Annotated in this window: 8 protein-coding genes and 1 pseudogene; 6 read left to right on the plus strand and 3 right to left on the minus strand. The window is 61.4% G+C overall.

Translation table 11 applies throughout. The features are described from left to right. Positions 1 to 41: 41 nt before the first annotated feature. Positions 42 to 671, minus strand: coding sequence for a helix-turn-helix domain-containing protein (locus PHE40_RS09625; protein WP_299961210.1), 630 nt, complete (start codon positions 669 to 671; stop codon positions 42 to 44). A gap of 330 nt (positions 672 to 1001) precedes the next feature. Here PHE40_RS09625 and PHE40_RS09630 point away from each other — a divergent pair, with 330 nt between their 5' ends. Further along, positions 1002 to 2399: a site-specific integrase gene (locus PHE40_RS09630; protein ID WP_299961212.1), complete on the plus strand. Its 1398-nt coding sequence runs from the start codon at positions 1002 to 1004 to the stop codon at positions 2397 to 2399. A 163-nt stretch (positions 2400 to 2562) separates the two neighbouring features. On the opposite strand, the gene PHE40_RS09635 is transcribed toward PHE40_RS09630, so the two are convergent. Next, the gene (locus tag PHE40_RS09635) at positions 2563 to 4905 is read right to left on the minus strand and encodes a heavy metal translocating P-type ATPase (RefSeq protein ID WP_299961214.1); all 2343 of its coding nucleotides are present in this window, start codon (positions 4903 to 4905) and stop codon (positions 2563 to 2565) included. A gap of 119 nt (positions 4906 to 5024) precedes the next feature. Between PHE40_RS09635 and PHE40_RS09640 the strand changes: the two genes are divergently transcribed. Then, positions 5025 to 5300, plus strand: a complete 276-nt coding sequence (locus PHE40_RS09640) for a metal-sensitive transcriptional regulator (RefSeq protein WP_299961216.1) — start codon at positions 5025 to 5027, stop codon at positions 5298 to 5300. Positions 5301 to 5466: 166 nt separating this feature from the next. Here the strand turns inward: PHE40_RS09640 and PHE40_RS09645 are convergent, their stop codons facing one another. Then, positions 5467 to 5685, minus strand: coding sequence for a hypothetical protein (locus PHE40_RS09645; protein ID WP_299961218.1), 219 nt, complete (start codon positions 5683 to 5685; stop codon positions 5467 to 5469). A 115-nt stretch (positions 5686 to 5800) separates the two neighbouring features. On the opposite strand from PHE40_RS09645, the gene PHE40_RS09650 reads away from it, so the two are divergent. The 4 genes and pseudogenes from PHE40_RS09650 to PHE40_RS09665 form a co-directional block, all read left to right on the plus strand. Then, positions 5801 to 7216: a multicopper oxidase family protein gene (locus PHE40_RS09650; protein WP_299961220.1), complete on the plus strand. Its 1416-nt coding sequence runs from the start codon at positions 5801 to 5803 to the stop codon at positions 7214 to 7216. A gap of 97 nt (positions 7217 to 7313) precedes the next feature. After that, entirely contained in the window at positions 7314 to 7781 is a 468-nt protein-coding gene (locus tag PHE40_RS09655) for an SHOCT domain-containing protein (RefSeq protein WP_299961222.1), read from the plus strand. 2 nt (positions 7782 to 7783) lie between these two features. Next, entirely contained in the window at positions 7784 to 8170 is a 387-nt protein-coding gene (locus tag PHE40_RS09660) for a hypothetical protein (RefSeq protein ID WP_299961224.1), read from the plus strand. A gap of 123 nt (positions 8171 to 8293) precedes the next feature. After that, positions 8294 to 8815, plus strand: a pseudogene (locus PHE40_RS09665) (DUF932 domain-containing protein); the annotation flags it as partial. Between the last annotated feature and the right edge of the window lie 85 nt (positions 8816 to 8900).

Consider the following 8900-nt stretch of genomic DNA (forward strand, 5'->3'; position numbering starts at 1 on the left):
CCTTGTGTTCCAGCACCATCCGCACCGCACGCTCGCGAACCTCAGGTGAAAATTTGTTGCTCGTTCTGTTCGTCATGACCCCATCCTCTCAAGAGTTGGAGCCTCCGGCAAACGCGGGGCGGTTCATCTGCAAGCTGGTTCAGTAGATTTTCGTACGCCTTGATAAATGCAGCCTGTTTCTCGGGATCGAGCTTGCGCGATATCGCGCGCGGCTTGCGATGCTCCATGCCGAGCCGGTGCAGGAGCGCGATCAAGCCGGAGCGGCTCTGGTATTCAATGCCGCATTCCGCCGCGATCCAGGCGCCAATCGCGCGCGTCGAACGCGGCAGGGTCTCGGTGATCCAGGTGATCAGCCGGGCTTGCTGCTCGTCGTCCAGGCGGCAGGCGCTACCTTCATAGCCAAAGCTGACCAGACCATCGATGCCATCTTCCTCGTACAACAACCGCCAAGCACGTATCGTATCCTCGTCCAGCAGCAGGACCTTGGCCACCGCCGCGAAATTCATGCCGGTATCGAGCAGCACCAAAGCATTCGCACGGCGTGCCAACCGATGCGCCGCCGACCCATCCCGAGCCAACTCGATCAGGTCGCGTCGCGATTCATCGTCGAGAAAACCTTGCCGCCTCATCCCACCACTAGAATCGTTCTCGGGCCGTTTGGCAAGTTCCATACGGATTCTCACAGAGTCGGGGTATATTTTGAAAGATAGAAGATTATAATTGATTAAATTTAAGGTTATTCAGGCTCATAACCTGAAGGCCGCACGTTCAAATCGTGCCCCCGCAACCACTTTTACGAATAAAATCAATAAAATAGCACGGCGCTAAGCCGCCGAAACAGTCAAAACCCGCTAGCACAGTGTTAACACATAGTCACCCGCCGGTAAAAACCTGACAACCTACGCGGTTGTAAAGATTTTGCTCAGTGCAACCGAGGCTGTGTGCCGGGCGCCTTAATTTGAATATCCGGTCTCCGCGGCCCCTTATGTTGAGGGTGTTCGATGGATAATCATCTGACGCTGCTGGGTGGCAAGCTGCAGCTCTACCGGCGCGGCAATAGCCGGTTCTGGCAATGCTCGGCCTCCGTCGGGGCCAAGCAATGGCGGGCCACCACCAAACAAGAAAACGTCAATCTCGCAACCAAAGTGGCGCAGGATTGGTATCTGGGACTCTGCGGGAAAGAAGCCGCCGGCACGCTGGTCACAGAAAAGACCGTACAGGATGCGGCCGAGAAATTTACCCGCGAATATGAGGTGATCACCGAAGGCGAGCGCTCTCCGAAATGGGTGCAAGGGCACCAGATCAGGCTGCGCCTACATTTGCTACCCTTCTTTGGCAAAATGGGCTTGTCCGAGGTAACACCCGGGACCGTGCAGGATTACCGGGTGCACCGGATTGAGACCGCCACGAAGGCCAAGGCCAAACCGCCGGCGCGCAGCACCTTGCATGATGAGGTCGTCACGCTGCGGCTGGTGTTGAAGGCGGCGATCCGCCATGGGTGGTTGACGCATCTGCCGGATTTGTCGCCGCCGTATAAGACCCAGGGCAAAATCGTGCACCGGCCCTGGTTCAGCCCGGAGGAATATAAGCAGCTTTATACGGCATCGCGGGACTGGGCGCGCAATCCGCCGCAGCCGCAATATCGGTGGAATGCCGAGCAGATGCACGACTATATTTTGTTCATGGGCAATACCGGGCTGCGGCCTGATGAGGTCGGGAATCTCCAGCACCGGGATGTGTCGATCGTGACCGACCATGCCACGGGGCAGACGATTCTGGAGATCGAGGTGCGCGGCAAGCGCGGGGTTGGGTTCTGTAAAAGCACGCCGGGTGCGGTGCGGCCGTATGAGCGGTTGTTGAACCGGCCGAAGCCGACGCGCGGTAAGCAAAAGCGCAGCCGGAGTGTGAAAAACCCGAACCAGCCTCTGCCGGTGGAGTTGCCGGAGCCGACTGACAAGGTGTTCCCGCAAGGCGGGCAGTTAAAATTGTTCAACAGGATATTGGCCAAAGCCAAGCTGAAGGCCGACCGGGATGGCAAGCCGCGCACAGCGTACAGTTTGCGGCATACATACATCTGCCTGCGGCTGATGGAGGGGGCGGATATTTATCAGATCGCCAAGAATTGCCGGACCTCGGTCGAGATGATCGAGAAACATTATGCCGCGCACATCAAAAATACGCTGGATGCGGCCGCCATCAACGTGATGCGTCCGAAAGCCGCGAAGGCGGCGGAAAAGATTGCGAAATCGCTGGGCAATGGGAACGGCAAAGCAAAGGCTGGCGGTAAGCCCAAGGATGCAGAGAAATCCCCGCGTCGGCACGCTGCAGGGGAGGCCGGTCTGCACGGCGCGGATGCCGATTGGGCGCCGGGAAGTTTAACGGCGGAAAGCAACGGCTAAATGGGCGCGGTCTGCGCCACATATGTTTTTGGGAGGCCGCAGTGCCGACCAGGCAGCGATCCGCTTGGCGGATCGCCCAGAAGCGCACCCCTTGCGGGTGCGCAACTTGGCCGCAGGGCCTGATATATGCTCAAAACTATTGAAGACTGCACATGATCGGCAGTCAAAGCCGCGCCCGCCGCAGGCGTAAGGCGTTGCTGACGACTGACACCGAGCTGAACGACATTGCCAGAGCGGACACGACCGGGGTGAGCAAAATGCCGAACCAGGGATAGAGCAGACCAGCGGCGACCGGGACGCCAACAGCGTTATAGATGAAGGCAAAGAACAGGTTCTGGCGGATATTGCGCATCACGGCGCGGCTCAGGCGCCTGGCCCGGACGATCCCATCCAGATCTCCCTTTACCAGTGTCACGCCCGCACTTTGCATTGCCACCTCCGTGCCTGTGCCCATGGCGATGCCGATATCGGCTTCCGCCAGAGCAGGGGCGTCGTTCACGCCATCGCCGGCCATCGCAACCACACGCCCTTCTGCGCGCAGTTTGCGGATAACCGCGTGTTTCTGGTCCGGCAGCACATCGGCTTCGATTTCGGTAATACCGAGCTGGTGCGCCACCGCCTCGGCGGTGCGGCGATTATCGCCCGTGAGCATGACGATGCGCACCCCTTCCGCCCGTAATGCATTGAGCGCCGCGCCGGCGGATGCCTTCACCGGATCCGCGACGGCGATGAGGCCTGCGGCTTTGTCATCCACCGCGACGAAGAGCACCGTGGCGCCCGTCGCACGGAGCGCCTCGGCTGAGGCGGTGAGTTCATCCAGCGTAATGTTTTGCGTCTGCATCAGCCGGGCATTGCCCGCCAGCACATGCCGTTCGTTGACCATGCCACTCACGCCCTGGCCGGTGACCGATGTGAAGCCGCTGATCCTGGCGAGGGGTAATTGCCGCCGGCTTGCTTCCTGGACGATGGCGGTGGCGAGGGGATGCTCGCTTGATTGTTCCAGGCTGGCCGCCAGCCGCACTATGTCCGCCGCCAAATAGCCGGTGGCCGGGGTGATGGCGGTGACACGCGGTTTGCCCTCGGTCAGGGTGCCGGTTTTGTCGATGACGAGCGTGTCGGCTTTTTCCATCCGCTCAAGCGCTTCGGCCGACTTGATCAGCACACCCGCACGCGCGCCCTTGCCGACGCCGACCTGGATGGACATTGGCGTGGCAAGGCCGAGCGCGCAGGGGCAGGCGATGATGAGCACGGATACAGCCGCCAGCAGCCCATAGCTGAGTGCCGGTGCCGGACCCAGAATCGTCCACAGGACGAAGGCGAGAAGTGCGATGGCAATGACCGCTGGCACGAAATACCCGGCGGCAAGATCGGCCAGGCGCTGGATGGGCGCGCGCGAGCGCTGGGCTTCGGCCACCATGGTAACGATCCGCGCCAGCATCGTCTCCGCCCCGATCTTCTCGGCGCGCATCACCAGCGCGCCGGTGCCGTTCACCGTGCCGCCGGTCACCGCATCGCCCGGCATTTTGGTCACGGGCATGGATTCGCCCGTGACCATCGATTCATCGACCTGACTCTTTCCCTCGAGAACAACGCCGTCGACGGGCACGGCATCGCCGGGGCGGATACGCAGGTGGTCTCCGGCGACAACGAGATCGAGCGGGATTTCGACATCAGGGCCATTGGTTTGGATGCGGCGGGTGGTTTTTGGCGCCAGATTGAGCAGGGCGCGGATCGCCCCGCCGGTTTGCGCGCGGGCACGCAGCTCCAGAACCTGGCCAAGCAGCACCAGAACCGTGATCACCGCCGCCGCCTCGAAATATGTGTCCACGCCGCCATTGGCATTGCGGAACCCCGCCGGAAACAGGTCTGGCCCTAACGTGGCTGTGAGGCTGTAGACATAGGCCGTGCCGGTGCCCAGTGCGATCAGCGTGAACATGTTGAGGCTGCGGCGGCGCAGGGATTGCCAGCCACGCACGAAGAACACCGACCCGGCCCACAGAACGGTAGGCGTTGCCAGCAGAAGCTGAAGCCAGACCGATACGGGCGGTGGAACCAGACGGTCGAGGGCGGGACCGAGACCGGGCACGAAACCGCCCATGGCCAGCAGAACAATAGGCGCTGTGAGCGCGGTGGCCACCCAGAAGCGCCTTTGCATGCTGTGCAGCTCGGTGTTTTCCGGGGCTTCCGTGGAGGGGGTGAGCGGCTCCAGCGTCATGCCGCAGATCGGGCAGGTGCCGGGGTGGTCTTGCCTGACCTGCGGATGCATCGGGCAGGTGAAAATTGTGCCGGGCGCGGCTGCCGCGCTGGGTGGTGCCGCTGACAGGTAGCGGGCCGGAGCGGCCAGAAATTTCTCGCGGCAGCCATTGGAGCAGAAATAGAAAACCTGCCCGCCATGGGTGGCTTGGTGCGGTGATGTGGCGGGATCAACCGCCATGCCGCAGACTGGATCATGAACCTGTGCCGGATGAGCGGCGTGATGGTGCGCGTGGTGAGCAGATTCGTCCATGATGGCCACCTGTATGGATTTTGATGAGGCTTGGCTTGGGGGCGGCAGGCGCCGCTTGCAGGCTGGAGATGAAGGGTGTATATACCCGCATAGGGTATAGTATCAAGTGGCAACCACCGATGCATGACGCGACACGGCAGAAAGTGACCCAGAGGCTGCGGCGGATTGAGGGCCAGGTGGGCGGCTTGCTGCGCATGGTCGATGAAAACCGCTATTGCATCGACCTTCTCACGCAAATCGCCGCCGTGCGGGCTGCCTTGCACAAGGCGGAGGAGGAAATCTTGCGCGATCATCTGAGCCATTGCGTCGCGGACGCTTTTGCCGCCGGTGATGTGAATGACCAGCGCCATAAGGTGGATGAACTGGTCCGTACCTTGGCGCGGATGACACGGTAATGGCGCGCGGGCGGATGCAGCATCGGCGTGGCGGGCTCGGGCTGATGCCCTGGTTTATCAGGTTTTTCTGCGTCATGGCTCTTCTGTTTGCATCCGTGCCCGGTACGGTCCTGCCCGCCCATGCGGCCATGCCGATCGCAGGCGGTGTGGTGGAGGTGAGCGATTCTCATCCCTGCCAGCCCGAAACCACGGCGTTCATGCCCCAGCCCGCGCCTTCATCGCCCATGGCGGCGGATGGCTGCTGCCAAGGGCCTTTTGCCTGTTCGCCTTGCGCGGCGGCTGTGCCTGGTTTGTTGCCGCCGCTGGCTACGCTTTTGCCCTCCTCTGTGCGGGCGGGCAGGGGGTTTGGCGTGGGGATTGAGGATAAATTGCCAGGCCAGGTCATTCCTCCCGCCGCGCCGCCGCCGCGCCCCTTGGCGTGATCTGAGCTTGCGCGGGGCAGTGCGTCCCGATTCCGATTTCTCCACGAATTCCGGCTTATGCCAGGAAAGGTACAGATTATGAACAAGGTTTTTTCACGCCGGCAGGTGATGCTGGCGGGTGCGGCCACGGCTGCGTTCTCCACCCTGCCAGCCGGCCGCGCCAGCGCCGCCCCGGCGCGGGTGCTCACCGTTGGCAAGCGCAGCATCGAGGTCAACGGCAAGGCGGCTTCTGTATTTGCCATCCAGGGCGCGGATGGCAGGCCGGGTGCTGTGCTGGCGCCAGGCGAGCGCTTTGCCACCTCGCTCGTGAACCAGTGCGGTGAACCCACGATCATCCATTGGCACGGCCAGACGCCGCCAGTGCGGCAGGATGGCGTGACCGAGACCGGCTATGAAACGCTGATCGCTGATGGCGCGGCCCAAGGCTATGATTTCGCGCCGCGCCCCGGTACGCATTGGATGCATTCGCATCAAGGTTTGCAGGAACAGCAATTAATGGCGGCACCGCTGATCGTGCGCACGGCGGCGGAGATGCAGGAGGACCGGCAGGAAATTATTGTGCTGCTGCATGATTTTACCTTCAAAAGCCCGGCGGAGATTCTGGCCGGGCTGACCGGCGGTGGCGGCATGGGGGGCAGTGCTGGCGGCGGGATGATGGGCAATATGGGCGGCATGATGAGCGGCAAGTCCGACCTCAACGATGTCGATTTCGATGCCTATCTGGCGAATGGCCGCACGCTCGCCGATCCTGAAGTTTTCCAGGTTGAGGCGGGCGGGCGCATCCGGCTGAGGCTCATCAATGGCGCGGCGGCAACCGCGTTCTGGATCGATACCGGGGCGCTGCCGGGGCGGATCATCGCCGTCGATGGCGATGCGGTGCAGCCCCTTGCCGTTGGCCCGTTTCCCCTGGCGGCTGCCCAGCGCGTGGATATAGTGCTGGACTTGCCGCCGGGGGAGGGCGCCTATCCCATTCTCGCTCAGCGTGAGGGGGACGTGGCGCGCGCCGGCGTTATTCTGGCGGCATCCAAGGCGCGTATCGCCAGGTTGGAGAGCTTGGCGAACATCGCTGCGGGACCATGCGGGGTGGAGCTGGAAGTTCTGCTGCGCGGCGCGCAGCCTTTGCTCAATCGTCCGTTCGACCGCGTGACGCAGGTGCATCTGACCGGCGGCATGATGGGTTATGATTGGGGCATTGATGGCCGGCAATGGCAGAACCACCAGCCGATACTGGTGAAACAGGGCGAGCGTGTCGGCCTGGACATCATCAATGACGGCATGATGGCGCATCCAATGCATCTGCACGGGCATCATTTCCAGGTGGTGGCGATCAATGGAAGCGCCTTGCCGGGGGCGATGCGCGATACCGTGCTGGTGCCGCCCATGGGCAGCGTGCGCATCGCGTTCGATGCCGATAACCCGGGGCGCTGGCTGTTCCACTGCCATAATCTTTATCACATGGCCGCCGGGATGATGACCGAGCTGCGTTACGTGTAATGGCTGTTTCCGCGTTTTGAGCAGGATCAAGGCGCGGGAATTTCTTCAGGTGTAATTCAGTGAAATTAATAATTTTGACCCGAAAAGGACAAATATCATGAACAAATTTATGCGCAATGCAGGTTTCGCGGTGTTGTGGGCGACGTTTGGCGCGCAGCCATTATGGGCACAGTCCGCAGCCGGTACCGTGGCGGCGAATGGTGGCGGCGTAAGCGGCCCAGGTCCGGTATGGAGTGGTTATGGCCCTGGCCCCTGGATGATGGGTGGCTGGGGCGGACCAGGAATGATGGGTTATGGCGGCTGGAATAATGGAGGCTGGATGATGATGCTTCTGGGCATGTTGATCTTTGTAGCGCTGCTGGTGTTTTTCTTCAGGGCTGTGTCCTGGAATGGATGCGCGCATCGTGGCGCTTATCAGCCTCATCCGCCGCAGCCGGGCCGCATGTCCAGCGGCCTGCACGCGTTGGATGAACGTTATGCGCGCGGTGAAATCAACCGGGAGGAATATCTGCAAAAGAAGCAGGATATACTGGGTGATTCCACCTCGTTTCCGAACAGGGGCTGATAATGGCCTATCTTGGACAAAACGGGCTTTTTATCATTTTGGCGATTGCGGCCATGTTCCTGATGATGCGCATGGGAGGCTGCGGCATGGGCCGCAGGCACCGATCTTCGCCGGGGTCTGGTATTCATGATCCTAAAAATTCACAGGCATGGCCTGTGGATGGGCAAAATAATTTAGCCGTCGATCCAGTGAGCGGGCAGGCTGTTTCAGCAACGCAGGCGCCTGCATCGGCAATCCATGGGGGGAGGGTTTTCTTTTTCGAAAATCGTATCAACCGGGACCTATTTGAGGCGAATCCAGAACAATATGTCTCGAATGCTGGTGGCGCGGGTATTCCGGTTGCGCCGTTTGAGGGACAAGGTCAGAAGCACAGGCATCGCGGTTGTTAAAAATTGCGGATTGGTTGGAGCTGGTTGGTATAACGAGGTCCAAGAGTGAGAGTTGGGCCGGGCGCTTCATGACTGGTTTTAATCCGGAGGAGAGGCTTCCGGGGCCTGTCATGGAGAAGTGCCATGGATATCAATGCGTCTGCCGCGGTGGCGGTTGTGGGGGCGAGCGCGGGCCGGACTGGGTCGGAGGGTTTTAAGGTCGATGTCAGCCGGGGTGAGCGGCTGGGGCGGGTGTCGTCGGAATGGTTCTCGCGGCCCGACGATGAGCGGTTCTTGTCGTTGCCGGAATTGTATGGCGCGGTCCGCGCCCGAGCGGATCGGGCTGAGGCGCGAACGGTGGAGAGCCGGGCGATCCGGGTTGAAGCCCGGCGCGACGATGGCGAACGGCTGGCGCTGATTGTGCCCGGACAGGAGCGGCCGGTGGCGCCGACGCATTGGAGTTTTGGGCAGCTTTGCGGGCTGGTGGCGGCGCCGGCGGGGTATTTGCGTGAGTTGCCAGCACCTCTGGCGGGGATCAATCTGCAGCACGGACTACTCAATCATCGCACCGAGTTGGTGAAGACGCTGGAGACTAATGATGGGCGGGTGGAGCTGCGCGCCGTCACCGGGCCGGATTATGGCCGTTATCTGAACAGTCAAGCTGTCTCACCAGCTTTTAATTGATTCTTTTCCATTGATGTTGAGCCAGACACTACCCGCAAGTGGTGGTGATCCGTTGCGCTCGCATCGT

This window comes from Acidocella sp. (assembly GCF_028687955.1).
In the GTDB taxonomy this organism is placed as follows: domain Bacteria; phylum Pseudomonadota; class Alphaproteobacteria; order Acetobacterales; family Acetobacteraceae; genus Acidocella.